The 23,490-nt window shown below is 57.2% G+C and carries 17 protein-coding genes; 4 read left to right on the top strand and 13 right to left on the bottom strand.

Going from position 1 to position 23,490, the window contains the following annotated elements; translation table 11 throughout:
* Window positions 1–35: 35 nt before the first annotated feature.
* From HH216_RS12720 to HH216_RS12660, 13 genes are all read right to left on the bottom strand, one after another.
* The gene (locus HH216_RS12720) at window positions 36–2,207 is read right to left on the bottom strand and encodes a molybdopterin cofactor-binding domain-containing protein (RefSeq protein ID WP_169551148.1); all 2,172 of its coding nucleotides are present in this window, start codon (window positions 2,205–2,207) and stop codon (window positions 36–38) included.
* Window positions 2,204–2,689 carry a (2Fe-2S)-binding protein gene (locus tag HH216_RS12715; RefSeq protein ID WP_169551147.1) on the bottom strand — a complete coding sequence of 162 codons (486 nt, stop codon included), beginning with the start codon at window positions 2,687–2,689 and terminating at the stop codon, window positions 2,204–2,206. Before HH216_RS12715 ends, HH216_RS12720 begins: the two co-directional genes overlap by 4 nt.
* A 213-nt stretch (window positions 2,690–2,902) precedes the next feature.
* Window positions 2,903–3,583 (bottom strand): class I SAM-dependent methyltransferase, encoded by a 681-nt coding sequence (locus HH216_RS12710; RefSeq protein WP_169551146.1) that lies wholly within the window; start codon window positions 3,581–3,583, stop codon window positions 2,903–2,905.
* Window positions 3,584–3,643: 60 nt separating this feature from the next.
* Window positions 3,644–4,033 (bottom strand): HEPN domain-containing protein, encoded by a 390-nt coding sequence (locus tag HH216_RS12705; RefSeq protein WP_169551145.1) that lies wholly within the window; start codon window positions 4,031–4,033, stop codon window positions 3,644–3,646.
* Window positions 4,030–4,365, bottom strand: coding sequence for a nucleotidyltransferase domain-containing protein (locus tag HH216_RS12700; RefSeq protein WP_169551144.1), 336 nt, complete (start codon window positions 4,363–4,365; stop codon window positions 4,030–4,032). Before HH216_RS12700 ends, HH216_RS12705 begins: the two co-directional genes overlap by 4 nt.
* Before the next feature lie 44 nt (window positions 4,366–4,409).
* A complete protein-coding gene (locus tag HH216_RS12695) occupies window positions 4,410–5,699 on the bottom strand; it encodes a DUF5690 family protein (protein WP_169551143.1) in 1,290 nt (429 codons plus the stop codon).
* Window positions 5,700–5,943: 244 nt separating this feature from the next.
* Window positions 5,944–8,745 (bottom strand): bifunctional YncE family protein/alkaline phosphatase family protein, encoded by a 2,802-nt coding sequence (locus HH216_RS12690; RefSeq protein WP_169551142.1) that lies wholly within the window; start codon window positions 8,743–8,745, stop codon window positions 5,944–5,946.
* A gap of 54 nt (window positions 8,746–8,799) precedes the next feature.
* Window positions 8,800–9,336, bottom strand: coding sequence for a phosphonate degradation HD-domain oxygenase (locus HH216_RS12685; RefSeq protein WP_169551141.1), 537 nt, complete (start codon window positions 9,334–9,336; stop codon window positions 8,800–8,802).
* A 196-nt stretch (window positions 9,337–9,532) separates the two neighbouring features.
* Entirely contained in the window at window positions 9,533–10,453 is a 921-nt protein-coding gene (locus HH216_RS12680) for a metallophosphoesterase family protein (RefSeq protein WP_169551140.1), read from the bottom strand.
* An 88-nt stretch (window positions 10,454–10,541) separates the two neighbouring features.
* On the bottom strand, window positions 10,542–12,104 hold the full coding sequence (locus tag HH216_RS12675; RefSeq protein ID WP_169551139.1) for a SusD/RagB family nutrient-binding outer membrane lipoprotein: 1,563 nt from the start codon (window positions 12,102–12,104) through the stop codon (window positions 10,542–10,544).
* A gap of 95 nt (window positions 12,105–12,199) precedes the next feature.
* Complete coding sequence (locus HH216_RS12670) at window positions 12,200–15,508, bottom strand: SusC/RagA family TonB-linked outer membrane protein (RefSeq protein ID WP_169551138.1); 3,309 nt, start codon at window positions 15,506–15,508, stop codon at window positions 12,200–12,202.
* A gap of 266 nt (window positions 15,509–15,774) precedes the next feature.
* Entirely contained in the window at window positions 15,775–17,172 is a 1,398-nt protein-coding gene (locus HH216_RS12665) for a RagB/SusD family nutrient uptake outer membrane protein (protein ID WP_169551137.1), read from the bottom strand.
* Window positions 17,173–17,184: 12 nt separating this feature from the next.
* Entirely contained in the window at window positions 17,185–20,385 is a 3,201-nt protein-coding gene (locus tag HH216_RS12660; RefSeq protein WP_169551136.1) for a SusC/RagA family TonB-linked outer membrane protein, read from the bottom strand.
* 260 nt (window positions 20,386–20,645) lie between these two features.
* On the opposite strand from HH216_RS12660, the gene HH216_RS12655 reads away from it, so the two are divergent.
* The 4 genes from HH216_RS12655 to HH216_RS12645 all read left to right on the top strand — a co-directional run bounded on the left by HH216_RS12655 (window position 20,646) and on the right by HH216_RS12645 (window position 23,393).
* Window positions 20,646–21,083: a MarR family winged helix-turn-helix transcriptional regulator gene (locus HH216_RS12655; RefSeq protein WP_169551135.1), complete on the top strand. Its 438-nt coding sequence runs from the start codon at window positions 20,646–20,648 to the stop codon at window positions 21,081–21,083.
* A 49-nt stretch (window positions 21,084–21,132) separates the two neighbouring features.
* The gene (locus HH216_RS12650; RefSeq protein ID WP_217371857.1) at window positions 21,133–22,188 is read left to right on the top strand and encodes an MFS transporter; all 1,056 of its coding nucleotides are present in this window, start codon (window positions 21,133–21,135) and stop codon (window positions 22,186–22,188) included.
* Window positions 22,185–22,397 (top strand): hypothetical protein, encoded by a 213-nt coding sequence (locus tag HH216_RS25545; RefSeq protein WP_217371856.1) that lies wholly within the window; start codon window positions 22,185–22,187, stop codon window positions 22,395–22,397. Before HH216_RS12650 ends, HH216_RS25545 begins: the two co-directional genes overlap by 4 nt.
* Before the next feature lie 117 nt (window positions 22,398–22,514).
* Entirely contained in the window at window positions 22,515–23,393 is an 879-nt protein-coding gene (locus HH216_RS12645) for a DUF3800 domain-containing protein (RefSeq protein WP_169551134.1), read from the top strand.
* Window positions 23,394–23,490: the final 97 nt, after the last annotated feature.

Here is a 23,490-nt window from a genome sequence, read left to right as displayed (position 1 = left end):
GGCGTTCAAGCCCTGACACCACGGGTAAGAATACGCTACGACAGTACGCCTTTAAACGCGTCGTCTTCCACAAACGGCTGGCTGCGAACGCGCTTGCCAGTCGCTTTGTACAGGGCGTTGGCAACGGCGGCTCCGGCGGGTGGTAGCGACGGTTCGCCCAGCCCAGTCGGGTCGATTTCGTTCTGGACAAAATGGACTTCAACGGCCGGAATTTCGTTCATGCGAATCAGGCGGTAGGTGTCGTAGTTGTGCTGGTCGGGAATACCGTCCTTGAACGTCAGTCGACCGTACATCGCGTGACCGATACCGTCGACGATACAGCCCGTTACCTGCTGCCGCGCTCCGCTTTGATTGATCACGACGCCACAGTCGGCGGCCGAATAGACCTTATGCAGCACGGGTTTATCTTTCTGCATGACCACCTCACCCACCTGCGCGACGTATGACCGGTGCGAGAAGTACACGCTGAAGCCCTGCACGACGGGTTTGCCCGCGACAGTTTTCTTCGTACCCCAGCCCGCTTTTTCCGCGGCCAGTTGAATGACGCCCTTCATTCGATCAACATCGTATTTGACCGCCCCGACGGGTTTTTGTTTGGCCCGGTCGAGCAAATCGAGCCGGAACTGTACGGGGTCTTTGCCTGCCGCCTGCGCCACTTCATCGAGAAACGCCTGTTCGGCAAACGCCAGGAAGTTGGTAATCGGTGCCCGCCAGGGACCCGTCGTAATCGAGGACTTGTGGTCGACACTATCAATGAGCAGGTTATCGACCGCCCCCGCCGGGAAATTATCTTCCCGCGTGGCGTTGCCCGCGTTCATGCTTGCCCCCCGCAGCTTATACCCAATCATGTTTCCCTGTGCATCAAGGGCTGCATCGAAGCGGTAGCGCACAGCCGGACGGTAGCTTCCCCCGGTCATATCGTCTTCGCGCGACCAGATCACTTTGACCGGCGCTTTCACCAGACGCGACACCTGAACCGCTTCCAGCGCGTAGTCGGCTTTAAGCCGACGACCGAAGCCGCCCCCCATCCGGGTCAGTTGCACCGTTACCGATTCGGGCGGCAGGCCCAGCAGTTTTGCCGTTTCGTTGCGAGCCAGTTCGGGCGTTTGCGTCGGGCCGATCAGTTCAGCACCGTCGGGCCGGACATGGGCGAAGAAGTTCATCGGCTCCATGGGGTTGTGCGGCAGAAACGGACACTGGTACTCAGCCGTAACTACTTTAGCCGCTCCCTTGAAAGCCGCATCAACATCACCGTCTTTCCGGCGAACCGTCGCACCATTGCCGTCGAGCATGTCGCGGAACAGACGGTTGTGGTCGGCTGTGCTTTCGGTCGTGTTCGTTTTGGCCCACTCGATTTTCAGCGCGTCCTTGGCTTTCTTCACCTGCCAGGTCGACTTACCAACCACAGCCACGTTGTTGTCGAACGTTACGACGTCTATAATACCGGGCATGGCTTTCGCAGCCGCACTATCGACTGATTTCAGCGTGTACCCGAACGCGGGCCGTTGAAGCATGGCAAACAGCATACCGTCGCGGTACACGTCGAGCCCAAACAGCGGCTTGCCCGTCAGGATACCGGGGTTATCGACATTCTTAACGGTCTGCCCGATCAGCTTAAAATCGGCCGGGCGCTTGAGCGGAACATTAGTCGGGACAGGCAGCGCAGCCGCTTCCGTCGCCAGATCGCCATAACTCAGTTTGCGGTTTGTCGCCGTATGCACAACGTAACCGGGCGTAGTCGAGCAGTCCGCGACGGGCACGTTCCAGCGGTTGGCCGCTGCCGTCAGCAACAGTTGCCGGGCCGTAGCCCCCGCCTGCCGCAGGCGCGTCCACGAGTGCGGAATCGACCCGCTTCCTCCGGCTACCTGCCGCTCAAACTTTTTGGTATCGAGCGGAGCCTGTTCGACAACGACTTTTGTCCAGTCGGCATCCAACTCTTCCGCAACGATGATTGGAAAGGCCGTTTTGATGCCCTGCCCCACTTCAGGATTCGGCGACAAGATAGTCACTACCCCCTGCGGACTGATCGACAGATAACTGTTGAAACCCACACCCGGCGTGGATGCGCCGGAAGCCGCTCCACCTACTACCGAAACGGTTTCGATAACTCCGGCGGCTTCGCTGTCAAACCAGCTAAACCCTAGCAGCAGACCACCTCCGGCAACTGCGGCACCCTTCAGAAAATTTCGGCGGCTGGCAGTCGTCATGATTTGCTCTTGGTTTTGGTGGTCGCGGGCGTTGCAGCCGCGAGTTGAACGGCTTCCCGAATGCGGTGATACGTACCACAACGGCAGATATTCCCTGACATGGTCGCGTCGATTTCCTCGGTGGTCGGCTTTGGATTACGTTTAAGCAACGCAGCCGCCGTCATGATTTGCCCGGCCTGACAATAGCCACACTGCGCTACGTCGACGGTGTCCCAGGCTTTCTGAACAGGATGCGTACCGTTGGCCGATAAGCCCTCGATCGTGGTGATATTGGCCTTACCAATGGCCGATACGGGAAGCCCGCAAGAGCGGGTCGCTTCGCCATTGAAGTGGACCGTACAGGCTCCGCACTGAGCGATGCCGCAGCCGTATTTGGTACCGACTAGTCCCAGATGATCGCGGAGCACCCAGAGTAGCGGGGTATCGGGATCAACGTCGGTCCGGTAGCTGCGGCCGTTGATTTGCAGCGTAAATACTGCCATACGTAAAGAGGTTCAGGTGAAGAGACCAAATTACGAAATTCTGCCAACAGCATCGGAATCAGTCTTGCAGAACCGAGGATTTACAAGGCTGACTGTCAATTATTCCAGCCTCAACCAGCCTCTAAAACCTTCCAGAATTATCAGTCAGCCAAGAGCTTGACATGCGTGTACGGTCGCAGGTAACGTCAGGATAGTTTTGTTAAACGACCGGTTTTACCGATCCCACGTAAGCCAATCGTCGGTACCGTTTTCATCCTCATCAACTTGGGGTGCATTGGCTGCTTTGATGAAATCGTACGAAATCAGGCTTTTGCCGTTGGGCATCCGGTACGTCTGCAAACCGTCGAAGCGCAGGTCCGGCGATGCGTGTTGCCGCAGCGTCTCGTCCGGCACTTCTTTGGCAATGGCGGCTACGGGCCGGAGCGTCGTCACACCTGTATTGCTGACCCAGCCCGTATCGTTGCTACGCTGCAAAACCACGTTGAGCAGACCACCCGGCCGGAGCACTTGCCGGAAGCTGGCAAAGGCCCTATCTAGGTCGACATATTCCAAAAAAAGATGACAGATAAGCAGGTCGACCGAGCCGGGCGGGATGGGTATGTTTTCGTGATTGATGTCGGCCTGTACCAGTACCAGCTTGTTTAGAATCGGGTCGTATCGGTCGTGGCAGATAGCGAGGTAGGTCGGGTTAAGGTCGACAGCGTACACTGTCTGCGCATCGACAAAATGAGCAAACCCATTCCCCGTACAGGCACCGTACACAGCCACCGTCTGCGGGTACCGCTGGGCTACTTTTTCACCGGTTATCTCGTTCAGCAACGCCAGTTGACCCACCGTTTCGTGGCTCATGTGCCGTTCGTAATCAGCATAGGGAACGTCGCTCCAGGGGTTCATCAGGTTGTTGTTTTCTGTCGGTTTACTATCTCGATGCTGAGTAGCCAGACGTATTGTTGTCTACTCGACCGGATGCTCCCGAAAATATGCCAGCGTAAGGTCGTAGAAATGGCGGGCGTCGCTGAGCAGCAGGGCAGCTTCATCCTCACTTATGTAAGCCTGCATATCGTAATCAGCCGATTGCCGGGCCGCGAAACAGTTACCGACAATACGACTGGCTTCGACGTCGAACAGCTTTGTTTTGACGAACAACCCACTGAATTTGCTACGAGCGGCTGAATGCTTTTTCGTATACGTGTTTTTAGACCTCAGCAGAGCACTCACGCAATAAAAAACGGCATAGTACGCCCGGTTCGCCACGGCTAAAACACGGTCATCACGCAACAAAAAATCAGCATCTTCAATGGCTGATTCCGCACGATCAAGGCATAGCGACAACTCTTCTTTCATAGCACCATGCCGTCTTTCCGGACCTCCTGATAGATGGGGTCAGATGAGTCTTTGTATCGACTGTATGGTACAGGCAACGGCGACACAACAAGCCCATAATCGAGCAACAAGCGGGTTTCCAACGGACTGATCCGCCGAATCTCAGCGAATGTGTCGACCCGCTCGTCGTTCAGGACGATCATCAGGTCAATGTCGGATTCGTCGTCGTAGTCGCCCCGCGCGTATGACCCGTACAGCACTACGTCGCGCAGCCGGTCACCGTACATCGCCTGTAGGGCCGCTTTGAATTCGCGCACGATGGGTTCGATAGCCGGGTTGATCCTCGCGTCCATAGTCAGCAAAGCTAACGGATTCGGGAACCGTTCACAACCCACTGTCAGGCCAGACTTTCCTGCGGCTGGGCGGTTGTTCTGGCCCGATATTGCCCACGGAAATAGATAAACGAGCCGATAACCAACAAGACATACACGACAGCCATGATGTAGGCGCCGTTGACAAAGAAGTCCAGATAACTAATACTGCCCTGCCCGAAGTTTTTGTAGAGCAACACGCCCACACTACCCAGATAGCCGTACCAATCGGCGAGGGTGACGATGAAGCCGACGGTGCTGACGTACCGGAACGACGCAACTAACCGCTCGAAATACAGGCCGTTGCAGGGAACATAACTCATGTACAAACCCAGTCCGGTCAGCAGAAACCAGGTACCGGTCGAGAGCAGGCCGCCCGTGTACGCCCAGGTGCTAACCCCCACCAGCGCGCCCCCCAGCAGCATGATAGCATTCAACAGTGTGAAGGCCCGAAAATTATCGGTGACGCGTTGCAGCAGCGCCATCACGATCAGTACACCCACCGCCACCAGCGTTTCGGTTTTGGCGAAAATACCGGGGTTGCTCACGCCCGCGTCGCGCAGGATTTCGGGGCCGAAGTTATCGCGGAAATCGCGGAAGGCGGAGAGCAGCACGTACGACGCGATGAGCAGCACCAGCCCCGGCCCGAACGTGCGGACAAAGGCCCGGCGTTCGTCGGCGTCCATTGGTTTGCGTTCAGTACGGAGGACGCGGTCTTCGGCGGTCGGTGGGGGCAGCAACGTCAAGGCGTATACCGACACCAACAGAGGTAGCACGAACAGCGCACCCGTCACGAAGGGTAGCCAGAACTCGGAAACACCCCAGTCGGCGCGGATGGTCAGGGCGACGGTTTTAACGAAGCCCGACGCGAAAATAAACGAGGCCGTCAGCCCCGCGACGAGGGCATCGGTCTGTTTGCGGCCTTCCAGAAAGCCGAGCATAATGCCGTAGACCATTCCCAGCGGCAACCCGTTCAGAAACAGAAAGACGATATTCCAGGGGGCCGTCACGAGCGCAAAACCGAGCAGGGCCAGTTCGGCAAAGCCAACGAAGAGCAGAATACTCAATGCCCGGCGTCCGGGCGACATCTCCGACACGACTTTGACGCCGATTCGTTTAGACGCTGCGTACCCCAGCACCTGCGCTGTGATGAGCCAGATTTTGTAGCTGATCCCTGCAAACGCCATCCCCTCGAACGTAACGGCCGTAATGCCCTTGCGAAATGCATACATGCAGGCATAGGTACAGAACGCAGCGACAGCCCCGAAAATCGTGAACGTAGTAGAATGCTGAAGAAAACGGGGCGTTTGCGGCATAGACTGACGATTATTTACGCAGAATAACGTGGATTACGGGTGGCTCGCCGGAGCATTTTACCTATTTCCTACCAGCTTTTTTGTCATCCCGACGCCAGGAGGGATCTTCGCCGGGCCGCCGGTGCGGTAAGAGCAAATAAAACCGCCTATTGCCGAAGATCCCTCCTGGCGTCGGGATGACAAAAAAAGACGAATAAAACGTCAAAATAAGCATTTCCGGCCGTAAACCGGGAAAGTCCCGCCGTTAGGGGTTCTGCTCGCCCTGCTGTCGGTAGTGCTCGATGCGCTGTTCGGCGCGGTCGTCCATTTCAGGGCCGCGCTGGATTTTACGCCAGTCGAACGTGTGGCTTTTGTAGGGTTTCATGGCTTCCTGCGGGTCGAAAACGCGCACGTCGGGCAGCACCGCGTCGTAGGGCCGGAGGTCGGGTTTATCTCCGGGTCGACGTTCGATGAAAAAATCCTGTAACAGTGAGGCCGTTGCGTCGTACTGATTCACGTAGTCGACGTTGAGCAGGTTGTAAATTACTTTCAGAATCGAGCCGAAGTTGGCGTGGGTGTGCGACACGTATCCCCGCTTGACATACGGGCCAGCCAGCATCAGCAGCGACCGGTGCGCATCGACGTGGTCGACGCCCCCCTGCGGGTCGTCTTCCGTCACGATAACGAGCATATCTTTCCAGTACGGCGTGCGGGACAGGAAATGCAGCATCCGGCCCAGCGCCAGGTCGTTGTCGGCCATGTACGAATGCAGGTACGGGTAGCCCTCCGTTGGGCGCGGCCCGGCACCGTGGTCGTTGGGCAGCATAACGGTAATCAGTTGGGGCAGCGGCTGTTTGTTCTTCCCCAACCATTTGGCCGTGAACTCGCGCTCGAACTGATCCATCCGAAACTGGTCGGGGATGTTGGTGTTGTAGCCCGCGAAGTTGCGCGAGGTGTGGCGAAAAGCGGCATCGGGCATCGGAAACACGACGGGGGTCGCCGTACCGAACGTGGTGTCGTACTGCTCCTCGTAATTCCCGGCGAATTCGTTGACCTGTCCGAAGTTGTAGAACGACACCTTGCTGCGCTCCATAGATTCCCAGAGTCCGCCGATTTCGTTGTAATCCTCCGGGTCTATGCCCCCCGACGACTTCGGGAACCGCCGACCGGGGGCTTTGGAAAAGGCATCGAAACGCCCTTCAGACGCGGCATTAGCTTCGACCCATTCGTTGGGAATGGTGCCCATCATCCAGTGGTGCCCGTGAATACTGGCGTCTGAATCGCAGTAAAAATTATCAGAAAACGCCCATTGCCGGGCCATACGGATATGGTTGGGCATGATGTCGGCATTGGCCACCCGGATCGAATCACCGGGCTGATCGGTGGTACGGCCACTAATGCCCCGCGTGGTACTGATTCTGGTTTTCAGCGTAACACCCGTACCGAATCGGGCCAGGGTTGAATCGCCTTTGCCGGTCTGAAGCTGCCCCAATACTTCGTCGTACGTCCGGTTTTCTTTGGTGATGTATACGATGTGTTTGATCGGGCTTTTCCGCACCTTGGGTAGCGGAGGCAGCGGATTTTTCGGGTCGTCAGTCACCGCGACGGTTCGGTACGTGTTGTTCAGTACCTGCCGGGTGTAGGCCGCCAGCGCCGGGGCGTCGGGCACCGGAATCGCCTGAAACGTACCCAGCTGAATGTCGCCGATGTAGGTTCCGGCGGGCGGCTTCACGAAACCAGCCCCGCCGTTCGGACCGGCACCGTAGCCCCGCGCCGACGCGACGTAGAGTGTTTTCTGCGGTTGGCCGTTACCAGCGGGCGAGAGAGCCACGCGGGTTGGCCCCCAGCCGGTGGGAATCAGCCCCTTCACCCGGCGGGTCGGCACATCGACCACGGCCACGGCGTTGAACGCCAGCAGGGCCACATACAGTGTTTTTTCGTCGTTAGACAGCGTCAGTCCGAAGGGGGTTGTGCCCCGGTAGCGGTCGAGATTGCGGTCTATTTTGAGGGGAATGATACCTGCTAGCTTACGGGCTTTGTAGTCGATGATCGAGATGTTGTCGTTGGTCGCGTTGGACACGTAGGCGAACCGACGGCCCACCACCACCGAGTTCGGCGACGACCCGCCCACCACTTCGGCTTCCTCGATCATCTCACCGATCTGCACCCCCGTTTTCAGTTTGGCCGTCACCTTGTTACTCGCCAAATCGATCAGCCACACACTCATCGCTTCGTCGGCGAGGGGGTCGCCTAGGCCCGGAATTTTGCGCCCCTCAATTTCCACGCCCTCCCGCGACTCTTTGCTGTGCGCGCCGTAGGCCGGAAATTTGAGCATCATCGTATCCTTATTGGCTTTGGTCACGCCCGGCACCAGCGGATACGAATACAACCCGACGTTGGCAACAAACACCGTTTTCCGGTCGGGGCTGATGGCCAGCCCGAACGGTTGCCGCCCTGTCGGGATGGAAGCGGTTATTTTCTTGGTTTTCAGGTCAATGCGGACCAGCCGGAAGTTGGCCCGGTCCAGCGCCAGCAGTTCGTTGCCGTTGAGCAGCAGGTCGGAGGTGAAGCTGTCGGTGTAGCCCTTGTCACGGTTGAGGTCGATGGTGTCCGTTGTGCGCAGCGTTTCGGTGTCGAACACGATGACGCGGCCTTTGTCGCCATTGCTGAGGTAGGCGGTGCGGTTGTCGGGGGCCATTGCGACGCCCAGAAACGTACCGCCCCTGACGGGCGACGGGATCTTACCAGCATAATCGGGAACGCGGGTGGCTGCGGGCTTCGGACCGGTCAGGTTCAGCAGCGTCATCACCCCGTCGTGCAGGGTAACAGCTTTGGCTCCGTTGGGCGCGAGGGCCAGCCCAAACGGGTCGTTGGTGATGCGGATGGTCTGCCCCGCCGGGGTCACGTACCGACCGCTGGGCAACACCGATTTCCCGCTAGTGTCGATCAGGCAGAATTCATTCTGACCCGGTCTACTCGCCGACGGCACTTGCAGGGTCGTGTATGTTTTCTGCGCCAAAGCCGACAGCGAGAACGCGAATAGGCAACAAAGAAGAGAGTACTTCATAGCGTTTCAATGGGTCAATCCGGTTCGGGTAACGGGCGTTACATCCGCAAACGCTCATCGCCGAACGCGCTCGCACAGAGCCAGGTAATGCTCGATACCGGGCGTAGGCAGATCGATTTCTTTTGCCCGTTCGTCCCAGCCGCGTACCTGTAGAATCTCGCGGAAGTACGGATTTTTCTCAAACTGCGCGGCTTCGTCGGCGGTCATCGGTCCACCCTGAAACAGGAGCGTTTTGGTACTCGCTTCCGATAGCCGGACGCGGTACTCCGGATGCTTGAACACCAGATACCGCTTGGCGTTGACGTGATGCTCGATCAGCTGGGCGATCTTCTCCGAATAACCCCGCTGCCGCAGGAAATCAGCTCCCAGCCGTTCATGGTCGACGGTACCATACCCATCCATATACCCCTCGGCGGATTCAACGGGAAGCAGGTGCCCGATGTCATGCAGGAAAGCCGCGACAACAGTTTCATCGTCGGCACCGGCCTGTTCAGCGAGTTGGGCGCATTGCAGCGCGTGCTCAAGCTGCGTAACGGGTTCGCCGTAGTATTCGTCCTGTCCGCTCTTGGCGAAAATCTGGGCAATGGGCATAGCGAGTTTAAGGTTTTCGGTTTACGGTTAAAAGGTGGCTGGCGCGTCGGAGAAACGTTAGGAAACTGTCTTGGATTACCCCCCAGCCCCCTAAAGGGGGAGAATTTCGCGTACAAACTTCTCCCCCTTTAGGGGGCTGGGGGGTATGGCTAACTTATGAATATACCTCTCAACATTAACCATTAGACGTCAAACCTTAAACCGAAATGTACTGCCGCTCGATGGTGCCGTCGTCGTAGAGGTCGAAGAGGGCGTAACCGGCGTGGGTTTGCTGGTAGGTGTCGGCTTTCCACCAGTTGCCCGACACGGCTCCGTTGCACATGTACGACACCCCGTTGTACTCGGCGCGGTCGAGCAGGTGCATGTGGCCGCTCAGGCAGGCTTTCACGTTTGGGTGCTCGTAAAACAGCGTGATCAGTTGCGATGCGTCGGGGAGGTCAATACCGGCGGGGATCTGCCAGTTGCCGTCTTTTACGTTGGTGGCAAAGGCAAAGCCCGTCACCGACACAATCGGGATGTGCGACATAATGAGCACCGGCGTTTTCTTGTCCAGCTTCGACAGTTCGCCCTTGAGCCATTCCAGTTGTTCGGGGTCGATGCCGCCCGTGTACCAGCCGCCGTCGGCTTTGGGCTGTACGCTGTCGAGCACGATAAACTGCCAGCCGCCTTTGTTGAAGCTGCGATACCGGCCGCTGATCTGCATCTGATCCATCGCCCACTTCTTGCCGTGCATCGGGTCGGCTTTAGCCCCGTCGAAGCCCCAGATGTCGTGGTTGCCGATGCAGTATTCGATAGGCAGGCTGTTGTTAGCCTTCGAGACGGAATGCCACGCATCCCACTGCTTCTGCACCTTGTCGCGGTCTTCCTTCAGGGCGTCCATAATCACGTCGCCACCGTGCAGGATGAACGCCGGTTTGTCGCGCTGCTCCTGCACGTTCTGGAAGCACTTGGCGACGCCGTCCATCGGCTTCTTGTCGGGGAAGATGTGCGTATCTCCGATGTACGCAAACCGCAGACTCCGCTTGCGGGCGGTGGCTGGTAGGGTAGTGATTAGTTCATTGGTGGTTGGCACCAGCGGCAGCAGCGATGCCGATTTGAGTAAGTCGCGACGGTTCATAAGAGGGGGTGTAACAAAACAGACGCGCATCCTGCACCGCTAGGGCCGGATGCACGTCTGCATAGTTAGTGAAGATTAGGCAAATCGACTATTTCAACAGCCACATCTGGGCGTTGATGTCGTCGTTACCACCATACTGACTGGATACGGCCGCTGTGTTGTTAGCTGTATTGTACGACCGCTCAGTAGCTGGGTACTGCCAGCGCAGCGGAATCCGCTGACTGTTGCCCGTACCGGGGCCAACCAGGAACGTCGGCACACCCGTCCGGCGTTGGTTGTAGAACGCTTCCAGCCCCGAATTCTGAGCAAACGCCAGGTACTTCTGGGTCAGAATCTGGGTCAGGCCCGTCGTGCTGCCCGCGTACTTCACTGCCGACTGCGCGTAGTAATCGGCGAAGCTGACATTGACCGTGTACGTGTTGAAATTGCGGTAACCACCATCGGCCGAAAAATAAACTGTGTTGGCTCCGTCGGTGATACCGTAGAAACCCCACGACGCTTTGATACCGTTCTGGTAATACGTCTCGGCACTACCCGATGTCCAGCCCCGGTTGATGGCTTCGGCGATGTTGAACTGCAATTCGGGGTAGCTGATAATCAGATACGGCTCGGCGGTGTAGGTGCTGTAGTAGTGCTTCCGGTTCTGGAACGAATACAGCCCCTGGTTGGCGTTCGACGACATAATCGCCAAATCTTCACCCGATGAGGCACCCACGAAAGCCGAGAAATCGGTCGGTTTAGTACCGGCAGCGACTTTCGCCGTAGCGGGTTCGGCCACGACAAACGTACGCGGGTCTTTCAGGCTCGTCAGCGTACCGAGGTAAGTAGCGGCCATGTTCTCGCGCGTCGCGTTTCCGCCGAAGTTATCCGGGTTACGGTTGTACTTGTTGAACTGACTGTTGTAGACGTATTGCAGGTTGTCGTCCATCGACGTCATGATCGGGAATTTCGTCGGGTTACCGATCACCTCGGCAAAGCGTGATTTCACGTTCAGGTCGGTATCCGATTCTTTCCGGCTCAGGTTAACCAGTACCCGCAGTTTGTAGGTATTCACCGCTTTCTGCCACTTGCTCAGGCTGTTGCTGAAGTAAATATCGCCCGACAGGTTGTTGTCGTTCTTCGCGATCAGCGACGCCAGATCGCTGTTGGCGCCGTCGAGCCAGTTCAGAATCTGGACGTAGACCTCCTTCTGCGTGTTGTACTTGGGCGTCTGATTGTTCAGGCCCTGCAAGGCTTCAGTCAGCGGGATGTCGCCCACGCGCCGGGTCATGTTCTCGAAGTAGTAGGCCCGGAAAAATTTGCCCAGTGCCGAGTACGCATTAACGTCGGGCAGACCCGCCTTTTTGGCTTCTTCCTCCATCTTCACCACGTTTTTCAGCGTCGTGTAGTTGAGGCCCGTCGTGGTCCACGCGTAGTCGTTGGTCGCGTAGTAGTTGTAGTTGCTGGCGTAGAACTGATTGTAGCGCTGGCTATCGTTCCAGCCACCGCCACCAGCCACGCTATACATATCGTTGACGACGCCGTTGAACACCAGCGATGCGGGCGCACTCGTCGGGCGGTTGGGGTCCTGTTCGAGCTGGTCGAACGGTTTTTCGCAACCCGCCAGCGTCAGCACGGCGAGCAGGGGGAGGATATATTTTTTAGGAGACATTTCAATACTGGTTTAAGGTTTAAAGTCTAAGGTTCAATGTTGGCCGCTACCCATTTGGACGACCTTAAACATTAAACCCCAGACCTTAAACTCGTCTAAAACATCAAATTCAAATTAATTCCGTACCGGCGGGTGGTGGGGGTTTGCAGGCCGGAGATACCGCCCGTCAGATACTGATCGAGGTCGATGTCTTTGTACTGCGCGAAGTAGAGCAGGTTACGACCCACCAGCGATACACTCGCCTGCCGGACACCGAAGCGGCTCGTCAGGCGCGTCGGCAGCGAATAGCCGATGATAACTTCGCGCAGCTTGGCGAAGCTCCGGTCCATCAGGAACGATTCAGCCTGTCCGTAGATCCGGGCGACGTAGTCCTGCGCGAAGGTTGCCGTGGTATTGGCACCGTATTGCAGTTCGCCGTAATTCAGCACGTTACCGTTGACGTCGTAGTTGAGTTTGCCGCTTGTCAGCACCACACCACTACCCACGTACGATTTCACACCCTGAACGTCGTTGACGCGGGCCGTTCCGAGTGCGCCCTGCACGGTTTCGATGTTACGACCACCCTGGAAGGTTTTCTGCCGGACGTAGTCGCCGATGACACCACCCACGCGACCGTCGAACTGGAAGCTGAACGTGAGGTTTTTGTAGCTGAACCGGTTGTTGATCCCCCACACAAATTTCGGGTTCACGTAGCCCAGGAACTGCGCCACCGGGTTTGCGATGGGCCGACCACCCGCGTCATTGATATACTGCCCGTCGGGCGTGCGAACGAATGCGCCAGCGTAGAATCCATCCGTGCGGTCGCCGACGTTGATAAATCGGTTGCCGCTGCTGTTGTTAACAAAGTAGTTCGACGCCAGTGTGTTGATACCACCATCGGGGTACACTTCGCGGAGCCGTTCGGTGTAGGTCGAGTAGTTGGCGACTACGTCCCAGTTAAAGCCGCTGTTGGTGCGGAGCGCCTTACCCGTCAGCGAGATTTCTCCGCCTTTCTTCTGGGTCATAATTCCGTTAACCAGTCGCCCGGTGTAGCCCGTTGCTTCCGACGATGGCAGCGTGAAGATGCGCGGACCGTCGTTGCTGACGTAGTAAGCCGCGTCGAGCGCCAGGCGGTTGTTCAGGAACCGCACGTCAAGCCCGATTTCCGTCTGCGAAGTTGAGTTCGGCTTCAGGTTGGGGTTGTTGAGCGTGTTGGTAAAGTACGCGCCGGGCTTGTTGTTGTACAGCAGCGGCAAGGTGTAGACAGCCGAGTTCTGGTAGGTCGGTCCGCCGTACGACGACAGGTAATTGTCGCCGTAACTAAGCGGGAACGATGCGCCCGGCGTTGCGCCGATAGTTGACTGCGTCAGACCGTCTTTTACGTTGGCGTAGCTGGCCCGCACTTTCAGGAACGAAATACCCAGGCTGGCGGGCAGTTTCACGTAGTCGGAGATCACCGTGCTCAGCGCCACCGACGGATAAAAGTATGCGTTGTTACCCTTCGGCAACGTCGACAGCTTGTCGATCCGGCCCGTGGTCGTCAGCGTAACAATATCGCGGAAGGTGAAATCGGCCGAGTAGTAAGCCGACAACACGCGCATATCGGCGGTGAAGTTGTTGGCAATCACCGGGTTCGACGAGTTGGCGAAGTTGTACACGCCCGGCACGTTGAGGTAGTTGGTGCTGGCGTAGTCGGAGTTGTAATTCAGAATCCGGGCTTCGCCACCGGCCAGGGCGTTGATCGTCAGGTCGCGCGAGACCGTCTTATTATATTGCAACAGCACCTGATTGATGTTGTCGAACATATTCCGGCGATCTTCGCGGTAGTCGCCCCGTGCTTCTTCGCGGCCGTAAGTCGTTGCCGAGTACGGAAATTTCTCCGTGCGGAGCAGGTTATAGGTCGTCAGCTGCGTTTTGGCCGTCAGTTGCAGGTTGTTGGCAATCTGGTACTTCAGCGACGTGTACCCGTACAGGTTGTTGTTGTAGTGACCACGCAGCCAGTATTTAGCCAGGAACCACGGGTTGTTGTAGCGCTGGTATTCGGCGTAAATCTGCTGCGAACCTTCTTTGCCCGGCTGCCAGATCTGCTTCATGTCGTCGATGTTCCAGTCGGCACCACCCCAGGCAATAACGTTGTAAATCAGCGAGTTGGGGCCGTAGCTTACGTCGGGGAAGTTAGGCGTAAACTGCCGGTTGTAGTTCATGCTGGCGTCGAACCGCAGCTTCGGCGAGAACGTGTAGCCGCCAGTGAGGTTGAAGTTCACGACGTTCAGCTTCGTGTTCGGCACCAGTCCGCGCTGGTAGTTGTACGAAGTCGAGAAGCGCATATCGTACTTTTCGCCCTGCGCGCCAACCGAAATATTATTGTTCGACAGCATACCAGTCTGAATGAACCGGCTCAGGTTGTCTTTGCCACGCGGTAGGAAAGCCGTCGGCTGGCGATTGCTGGTGAACGTAGCCCCGTTCGGGAATTTGGTCGTGAACGACTGCCCCGGAATAACCGGACTGTCGTACTGCGGAATCAACTGGCCGTTCAGGGCTGGTCCCCAGATGTCGTAGTCACCGTCGTTCAGGCCGTTACCTTTGCCGTCGCCGAAGGCATACACGCCGTGGTCGCCGGGGCCGTATTCATCCTGCACCTTCGGAATGGCCAGAAAGCCCTGATCGAACATCTGACTCGTGTTGACCTCTACCGAGAAGCCGCGCTTGTCTTTGGTACCGCGCTTGGTCGTAATCAGAATGGCTCCGTTTTTACCCCGGAAGCCGTACAGCGCCGACGCCGATGCCCCTTTCAGGACCGTATATGTATCGATGTCGTCAGCGCTGATGTTCCAGGTATCCGACGTAATGGGAATACCGTCCACAACGAACAGCACGTCGGTGTTTCCGCGCAGCGAGATGTTGGGGCGGCCTAGCAGTTCAGCCGATGCACCGATGGTCAGACCGGCGACTTTACCCGTCAGTGAGTTGATCGGGTTCGGTTCGCGGGCTTTCAGCAGTTGGTTACCGTCGACGGTCTGAATCGCGACACCCGTCTGCCGGATATCTTTCTTGATGCCCAACGCCGTCACGACGACTTCGTTCAGGTTGGCTGTCCCCGCTTTCAGGGCTACATTGATGGTTGAGCGGTTACCAACCGCTATACTTTGGTTATCGTAACCGATAAACGAGAACGTCAGCGTAGCCCCCGACGGGTTGCTTACGTTCAGGCTGTACGTACCGTCTTCGCGGGTGGTAGTCCCGACGGTGCTGCCCTGTACCAGAATCGAAACGCCCGGCAGCGGCTGCTGATCGTCGGCCGACGTTACGCGTCCGGTAACTGTCTGCGCCAAAGCCGACAGGGTGGCCAGACAAACCAGCAGCAGGGCTCCCGACAGGGTGCGAAAGCGGCTGATGGTTCGTGATGAGAGGAGAGTTAACTTCATACGGAGTGCAGGTTAGTATGCATTTGCCCGCAAAAATATCGGCCACAACCCCGGACTATACCTATCTGTTTATCAATCGTTTATGAATATAAATAGCTAAAAATTCACGTAAGATTAACACGAGTCGCTTTTGCAGCGCGGGCAAAAAAATAGCCGTTGCACGCACTGGCGGCAACGGCTATCGAAATCAGATGCATTCGCAGTTAACGAACAAACAAATGACTGTATGCGGGGGTAACAAATTGGTAAACCTTGCCCCCGCCAACTCAATACCCCTGATTCTGCGGGAACGTCGTCGGGTTGTTATACACGTCGATTTCCGACTGCGGGATGGGGTACAGCACCCGGTAGCTGGGCATCGTGATTCCCGTCACTTTGATCGCGTCGACGGCTGTACCCGTACGGATCAGGTCGAACCAGCGGTCGCTTTCGAGGGCCAGCTCCAACCTACGCTCGGCAATGACGGCCGTCTGGAACGCTTCTTTCGTCGCCAGCTGCGCGCTCGTGTAAGCCGCGACACCCGCCCGCGTCCGGACCCGGTTCAGGGCCGTAAACGCGTCGCCACTCGCCTGGTAGCCGACCTGATTCAGGGCTTCGGCATAGAGCAGCAGCACGTCGGCGAAGCGCAGCACCGGGAAGTCGTTACCCACGTCGTTGGTTGAGGAAAGTTCGTCGTAAAACTTGCGCGGCACGGCGTTGATACTCGTCGGAACGGGCACCTGCACCGTCAGCGGCAGCCGTTTGTCGTTGGATGAATAAGCAGCCCGCAGCGACGGTTCGATGTTGTCGCCGATGCTCGTACCGAACCACGACCCGTGCCCTTCGCCCAGCAGGCCACCCTTCCGGTACTTTACCGAAAACAGCAGTTCCGCGTTGTTTTTGTTAGTCACCGAAAACACGTCGGCGATGTTCGGCAGCAGTTGGTAGGTGGTGCCGGTGGCGAGGTCGCGCAGGGTCGAGACGGCGAGGTCGTACTTTTTCTCGGTCACGTACACCTTACCCAGCAGCCCGCGTGCCGCGCCCGACGTTGCCCGCCCGACGTCGCTACCCGTGTAGCTGACCGGTAGCCCGGCAATAGCCGCCGTCAAATCTTTTTCGATGGCTGCGTAGATATCGGCGACTTCATTGCGCGTGTACGACCGGGCTTCCGTGGTCGATCCGGCCGTTAGTACGAGGGGCACTTTACCCCACAGCCGTACCAGGTTGAAATACGACAGCGCCCGGATAAACTGCGCTTCGCCCTTGTAGCGGGCTTTCAGCGTCGCGTCCATCGACACGGCGTCGATTTTGTCGAGAATCTGGTTGCAGCGGTTGATGCCGGTATACAGGCTCCCCCAGGTATCGCGCAGCACAGTGTTGGTCGTCGGCTCGATAAACCGGTCGATGTTGTAGCGCAGCCCCGACCCCGACGATGGGTCGTTGTCGAGCACGTTGTCGCTGCGCGTTTCAATCACCGTGTTGTAGTCGCCACCGTACTGATTCGGGCTTTGCAGCGCGTCGTAAGCTCCGTTGACGGCGTAGTTGAAATCGCTGGCCGTTTTGTAGAAGTTATCGACGTTGGGCTGCGACTGCGGTTGCAGATCGAGAAAATCGCTGCGGCAGGCGGAGAGCACCAATGACAGAATGACGGAATGACAGAATGAGCGAATAATCTTCGTTTTCATGGCGTTGGCGGGTTAGAACGAGAGGTTGAGACCGACGGAGGTGGTGCGGGACAGCGGGTAGGTGCCGTAGTCTTCGCCCGACGACAGCGCACTGTCGGGGCGGCTGTTGACTTCGGGGTTGTAGCCGAGGTATTTGGTGAACGTAAACGGATTCTGCGCCGTCACGTACAGCCGCGCCCGGTTCAGCCGCAGCCGCTGCGCCAGCGCCGACGGAATGGTGTAGCCGAGGGTCAGCGTACGGATGCGGACGTACGAGCCGTCTTCGATATGCCAGGTTGAGATTTCACCGTTGGAGCCCGACGCCAGCCGGTTGGCCCGGTTCACCAGTCCGTTGCCCGGATTGTCCGCCGACTGCCAGCGGTCCATTGCGCCCTGAAACAGGTTGCCGTTGCCTTCCATGTTGTAGATGTAGCGCCGGATCAGGTTCAGAATTTTGTGGCCCTGCACCCCCTGCACCGCGACGTTCAGGTCGAAGCCCGCGTAGCTGAGGCTGCTGTTGAATCCGAACGTGTACTTCGGAAAATAGCTGCCCGTAATGGCCCGGTCACGGCTGAAGTCGATGGTGCCGTTGCCGTCGTTGTCGATAAACCGGAAGTCGCCGGGGCGGGTGGTCGATACGTGCGGGTATGCGTCGATCTCAGCCTGATTTTTAAACACCCCGTCGTAGATCATCGTGTAGTATTCGCCAATCGGCCGGCCAATCTGCGTGATGAACTGCGCACCAGCTACCCCACCGGCCACGATGATCGGATCGCCGGAGGGTCCCAGCGCAACGACGCGGTTGCGGTTGCTGGCGAAGTTCAGACTTCCGTTCCACGTCACCCGGCCGAAGGTCTGCTGCGTGCCGAGCGTCACTTCGATACCCTTGTTGTTCACCTTACCGATATTCTGCAATTCGGTGCTGAAACCCGACGTGCGCGGCACCGGCACGTTCAACAGCAGGTCCGAGGTGTTGGCGTTGTAGTAATCGACGGTCAGGCTCAGCCGGTTGCGCCACAGGCTCAAATCAAACCCGACGTCGAGCATAGCCGTTTTTTCCCACCGCAGCCGGTCGTTGGCCGAGTTACCCGGTGCCAGTCCGCTGACGAGCACTTCGGACCCGAGGATGTAGTTCTGGTAATTGAGCAGGCTGATCGAGCCGTAGTTGGGAATCTGGAAATTACCCGTCAGGCCGTAGCTCGCCCGCAATTTGAGGTCGCTCACCCAGGTCGACGACTTCAGAAACGATTCCTGCGAAATGTTCCAGCCCGCCGACACCGAGGGGAAGTACCCCCAGCGGTTGTTACGCCCGAACCGCGACGATCCATCGGCCCGGATCGCACCCGACAGCAGGTATTTGCCCGCGTAATCGTATTGCACGCGCCCCAGGTATGACAGCAGCGACCACTCCTGCACGTCGGAACTGCCCGACGACACCTGCCCGGCATTGAGCGTGTAGACCAGGTCGTTGGGGAAGTTGGTGGCCGTTAGTTCGTTGGCGACGCGCCGATCTTTCTGCGCCGTGAACCCCGCCAGTGCTGAAATTGCGTGTGGGCCGAACGACTTGCTGTAGTTCAGCGTATTCTCGACCAGCCAGTTGACGAAGTTCTGCGCCCGCGAAAAACCCGTTGGCGTCGATGCGCCTTTCCGATCGCGGATTTCGAGCGTCGACGGGCGGTAGTAGTCGCGCTGAAAGCTGTTGATGTCGGTACCAAGGTTGAGCCGGTACGTCAGCCCGTCGATGATTTCGTACTGCGCGTAGGTGTTGCCCAGCAGCCGAATCTGACTCAGCTTGTCGGACACCTGATTGGCAATTGCGACCGGGTTAAGAATCGACGTGGCGCCGTAACCCCAGCCGTTGGACCCGAAGTTATACGAGCCATCGGCGTTATTGACCGGCCAGATCGGCTGCATTTGCAGCGCCAGCCCGACCACGCCTTCGCCCAGATACGGCCCTTCGGCTTTCACCAGATCATGGTAGCCGTAGGTTGGGTTGAGGTTGGCCCCCACTGTCAGCCGCCCGGTTTTCACCTCGACGTTGGCCCGCAGGCCGTAGCGCTTGTAGCCCGACGCGATAACCACCCCGCGCTGATTGAGGTAGTTACCCGACACGTAGAATCGCAGCTTATCCGTTCCGCCCGACACCGACAGGGTGTGGTTCTGAATGGGAGCCGTACGGAAAATAGCGTCCTGCCAGTCGGTATCAGTCAACCCGGTCTGTCCGCTCAGGTACGGTACGATTTCGGGCGGAATCAGCGTACTCGGTGCCCCTACCCCCCGGTTGCGAACGTCGTTGGCATCAGTCGCTTTACCCGTCGCGTTGCGGTCGAGGTAGGCGTTGTTTTTGGCTTCGTAAGCGATCTGCGCGTACTCGTAGGCGTTGAGCATGTCGATCTTTTTCGACACCTGCTGCATCCCCACGTACGAATCGTAGTTGACGGTTGTCTTGCCGTCGCGGCCTCGCTTGGTCGTCAGCAGCACCACTCCGTTGGAGCCGCGCGACCCGTAAATCGCAGCCGCCGACGCATCTTTCAGCACCTCGATGCTTTCAATATCGTCGGTGTTGATGGTGCTCAGTACGTTGATCGGGTTGTCGGGAAACTGCGTGTTGGTGCTGCCCGTCGCGTATTTGGTGTCGCGCGAAAGCGGAATCCCGTCGATTACGTACAACGGGTCGTTACCAGCGCTGATCGACCCCGTACCGCGCACCCGCACCGACAGGGCCGCACCGGGTGCCCCCGATGTCTGCGTCACCTGCACCCCGGCAATCTTGGCCGCCAGCGCCTGATCAAAGCTCGGCACCGGTTGGTTGGCCAGGTCCTTCGCCCGCACCGACCCGATAGCCGTCGTAACGTCGCGCCGGTTCTGCACCCCGTAGCCGACCACGACCACCTCACTCAGCGCGTTATCCGTCGAGGTCAGCTTTACGTCGACCACGCTGCGATTTCCCACGGCGACTTCGGTGGGCTGGTAGCCGATAAACGAAAAAACCAGCGTCGTGCCACCCGCCGGTAGCGTGAGCTGGTATCGTCCGTCGGCGTTGGTTGTCGCGCCAACGTTGGTCCCTTTGACCTGAACGGTAGTTCCGGCCAGTTTTTCACCGTTGGCCGCGTCGGTAACCGTCCCGGTGATGGGGGTCTGCGCCCGGCTGATCTGAGCCAGCAGCAACAGCCACAACAATCCTGTCCATTGGCGCGTCAGCCGCCAGGCAGGTTTCCGTAGAGAGAGCATCATGCAGTGTGTAAAGGTTGTATTGATAGGTAGACTGGTAACGCCGACCACTAGTCGACCAGGCCAATATACCAATCGTTTACAGATGTATGGAATTTCGACAGTGATAAATTAAAAAGGGTTTAAAGCACCCTAATCGGAACGCCGGATTACCCTCCCCGTCAGGGCGAAATCTTCTTCGAAAAAAGTCCGAAAGTCCGCAACTAATCCCGTTTACCTGTTGTCTTATTAGTAAAGTAGCTTACGTAATTTACCGAGCAACCATGACATCCCTCGACGACACCAATCTGGCTTCCGACCTGCGAACGGTTGTATCGCGATTGACCAAAAAACTCCGTAGTCATTCCTCCGGTCGTAGCCCGCTGTCGATGACGGAGCGGAGTGTAATCAAACTGCTCGATGAACACCCAATGCTGCTGCCGGGCGACCTGGCAAAGCGTGAAAAGGTTACCTCGCAGTCGATGTCACAGATTTTAAATCACCTGGATGAGTTGGGCTACATCGTCCGGCAGCCGCTGGAAACCGACCGGCGGTCGGTCGGTATTTCGCTGTCGGATGCCGGTAAGCTGTTTCTGGATACCACCCGGCATGAACGCGACGAATGGCTGGCCGACGCCATTCAGAAGACCTGCTCCGCCGACGATCAGGCGTTGCTGCGCCGGGCGCTTGGGCCGTTGAACCGGCTACTCGATGTTGATTGAGACGAAAGAGAACGGAATACAACCACCTAAAACTGAATACACACAGTCATTGAACAGTCAAACTTTCCGGGCCTTCGGTAGCCGCAATTACCGACTCTACTTTGCCGGGCAATCCCTCTCACTCCTGGGAACCTGGATGCAGAAAACCGCCGTCAGCTGGGTCATTTACTCGACCACTCACTCCAAATTCATGCTGGGCATCAGCGTCTTTGCCACGCTGTTTCCCTCCGCTCTGCTTACCTCCGTTGGTGGTGTCGTTTCCGACCGGTACGACCGCTACAAAGTCCTGCTGCTGACGCAGGTACTGTCGATGGTACAGGCCATACTACTCACGGCGGTCGTATATTTTCAGGCCGACGCTGTCTGGACGATCATTGGCCTGAGTGTAGTGCTGGGGCTTATCAACGGTTTCGACGTACCCGCCCGGCAGTCACTGGTGTATGATCTGGTCAATGATAAGGCTGACCTTTCCAACGCCGTAGCGCTGAACTCGTCGATGGTGAATCTGTCGAAGCTGATTGGTCCCGCCTTGGCCGGACTGGTGATCGAGCGCTGGGGAGAAATGGTTTGTTTCGGCCTGAACGCCGTCAGCTTTATCGCCGTCATTGGTTCGCTGCTGCTGATTAAGCTACCGGCATTTTCGCCCCGCCCCCACCCAAAAAACATTTTGGGCGAACTGGTCGAGGGGTTTTCGTATGCAAAACACACCGAGTCAATCCGGTTCATCCTGACCCGACTGGCCCTGACAAGCCTGCTGGTACTGCCGTTTACGACGCTGATGCCCGTTTACGCCAAAGACATCTTCCACGGCACAGCCTCAACGTTTGGTTTGATCGATAGTGCGATCGGCCTGGGGGCGTTCATTGGAGCGCTTTACCTGGCATCGTTGAAACCCGGCACAAACTTGAACAACGTACTGGCGGTCAACACCTTTATTTTCGGTACAGGCCTGATTCTGTTCTCGCACGCGCCCTGGTATCCGGTTGCGTTGGCACTGATTGCCGTGGGAGCGTTCGGCATGATGTCGCAGATAACCATCACCAATACACTGCTGCAAACGCAGTCGAATCCAATAATGAGGGCCGGGTTATCAGCCTGTTTGTGATGGCCAACGCCGGGATGCAGCCAATCGGGAGCCTGCTGATCGGAACGGTTTCCGAACATATTGGTGTGCAAAACGCGGTGCTGTTGCAGGGTCTGTTGGCGTTGGGGATCGGCGCGTTTCACGTCCGGCACCTGCGTAAAGCCCGGCTAGCAAAACCTCTTATCAAACCAAATCCAACCGTCGTGCAGGAAGCAACGCTGACGGTCTAACGCCACTGCTGGATACTTTCTTCGGCGTAGCCCGCGCTGGAACTCATGCCTTTGCCGGTTGACAGTGGTTGAGTCAAATTGACTAAGTTTAGTGGTTCAACCGTAACTTCACTGTAAGTGTCCACTACCCCTCATCAAACCAACCACCGATTTTTAGACGAAGCTGGCGACACAACCTTTTACGGAAAGAAACGCGTCCCGATTATTGGTCAGGAAGGCGTATCAGCCTGTTTTATGCTGGGTATGGTCAAATTCCGGCAACCGCTTTCTGCTTTGCGAACACAGGTAGCCACGTTACAGAACGAAGTAATCGCTGACTCGTATTACGCAGACATTCCCAGCATTCAGAAAAAGGCTGCTGCTGGCGGCTACTATTTCCACGCGACGGACGACATTCCCGAAGTACGGCAGCGTTTCTATCAGTTTATCAATACGATAGATTGCAGTTTTGAAGCCGTCGTTGCCCGTAAATCAGCCGAACGGTACGAACAGCGATATCATGGTCGTGAAGACGAACTATACGCTGATCTGCTGGCTCATCTGCTAAAAAACAAGGTGCACAAAGACCACCGGTTAGTCCTGACCATTGCTCAGCGTGGCAAAACGACCCGGAATGCAACACTGAATATGGCGTTGCAGATAGCGAAAGAACGGTATATGGGTGCTCAGAACAAGCGAAGTGTTACCGAGCGTATGAGCAAGGGTTTGCAACCGTTCGGCGGGATGCTGTTTGCCGACGACCTGAAAGCGGATATCGTGTTCAACGTGCAGAATCCACACACTGACCCACTGTTAAACGTAGCCGATTACTTCTGCTGGGCCATTCAGCGGGTATTCGAAAAGGGCGAGATGCGGTACTATAATTACCTGAGGGAGAAAATTTCGCTGGTTATCGACCTTGACGATCCAGCTGCCGGACGGGGTAAGTGGACAAATTATTACAAACCGAATTACCCCTTAACGGCCGCTAATAAAATTAGCCCGCCACTGCACTAAGTCTTTGTCAGACAACGACATGGAGTCGGCGTTCATGCAGGGCAGGCGAAGATCGGTGGTACCAGTATTTTTTGCAATATACTAGTTAACTGATTAC

Origin of the sequence: Spirosoma rhododendri (assembly GCF_012849055.1) — a bacterium.
Lineage (GTDB): Bacteria > Bacteroidota > Bacteroidia > Cytophagales > Spirosomataceae > Spirosoma > Spirosoma rhododendri.
The sequence above is the reverse complement of the archived record's forward strand: the minus strand, read 5'-3'. Positions and strand labels throughout refer to the sequence as shown.

Coding starts and splice junctions, on each gene's coding strand:
- HH216_RS12660 (WP_169551136.1), bottom strand. CDS start 20,385: ATGATGCTCTCTCTACGGAAACCTGCCTGGCGGCTGACGCGCCAATGG.
- HH216_RS12695 (WP_169551143.1), bottom strand. CDS start 5,699: ATGCCGCAAACGCCCCGTTTTCTTCAGCATTCTACTACGTTCACGATT.
- HH216_RS12690 (WP_169551142.1), bottom strand. CDS start 8,745: ATGAAGTACTCTCTTCTTTGTTGCCTATTCGCGTTCTCGCTGTCGGCT.
- HH216_RS12710 (WP_169551146.1), bottom strand. CDS start 3,583: ATGAACCCCTGGAGCGACGTTCCCTATGCTGATTACGAACGGCACATG.
- HH216_RS12680 (WP_169551140.1), bottom strand. CDS start 10,453: ATGAACCGTCGCGACTTACTCAAATCGGCATCGCTGCTGCCGCTGGTG.
- HH216_RS12705 (WP_169551145.1), bottom strand. CDS start 4,033: ATGAAAGAAGAGTTGTCGCTATGCCTTGATCGTGCGGAATCAGCCATT.
- HH216_RS12700 (WP_169551144.1), bottom strand. CDS start 4,365: ATGGACGCGAGGATCAACCCGGCTATCGAACCCATCGTGCGCGAATTC.
- HH216_RS12720 (WP_169551148.1), bottom strand. CDS start 2,207: ATGACGACTGCCAGCCGCCGAAATTTTCTGAAGGGTGCCGCAGTTGCC.
- HH216_RS12675 (WP_169551139.1), bottom strand. CDS start 12,104: ATGTCTCCTAAAAAATATATCCTCCCCCTGCTCGCCGTGCTGACGCTG.
- HH216_RS12670 (WP_169551138.1), bottom strand. CDS start 15,508: ATGAAGTTAACTCTCCTCTCATCACGAACCATCAGCCGCTTTCGCACC.
- HH216_RS12655 (WP_169551135.1), top strand. CDS start 20,646: ATGACATCCCTCGACGACACCAATCTGGCTTCCGACCTGCGAACGGTT.
- HH216_RS12665 (WP_169551137.1), bottom strand. CDS start 17,172: ATGAAAACGAAGATTATTCGCTCATTCTGTCATTCCGTCATTCTGTCA.
- HH216_RS12715 (WP_169551147.1), bottom strand. CDS start 2,689: ATGGCAGTATTTACGCTGCAAATCAACGGCCGCAGCTACCGGACCGAC.
- HH216_RS12685 (WP_169551141.1), bottom strand. CDS start 9,336: ATGCCCATTGCCCAGATTTTCGCCAAGAGCGGACAGGACGAATACTAC.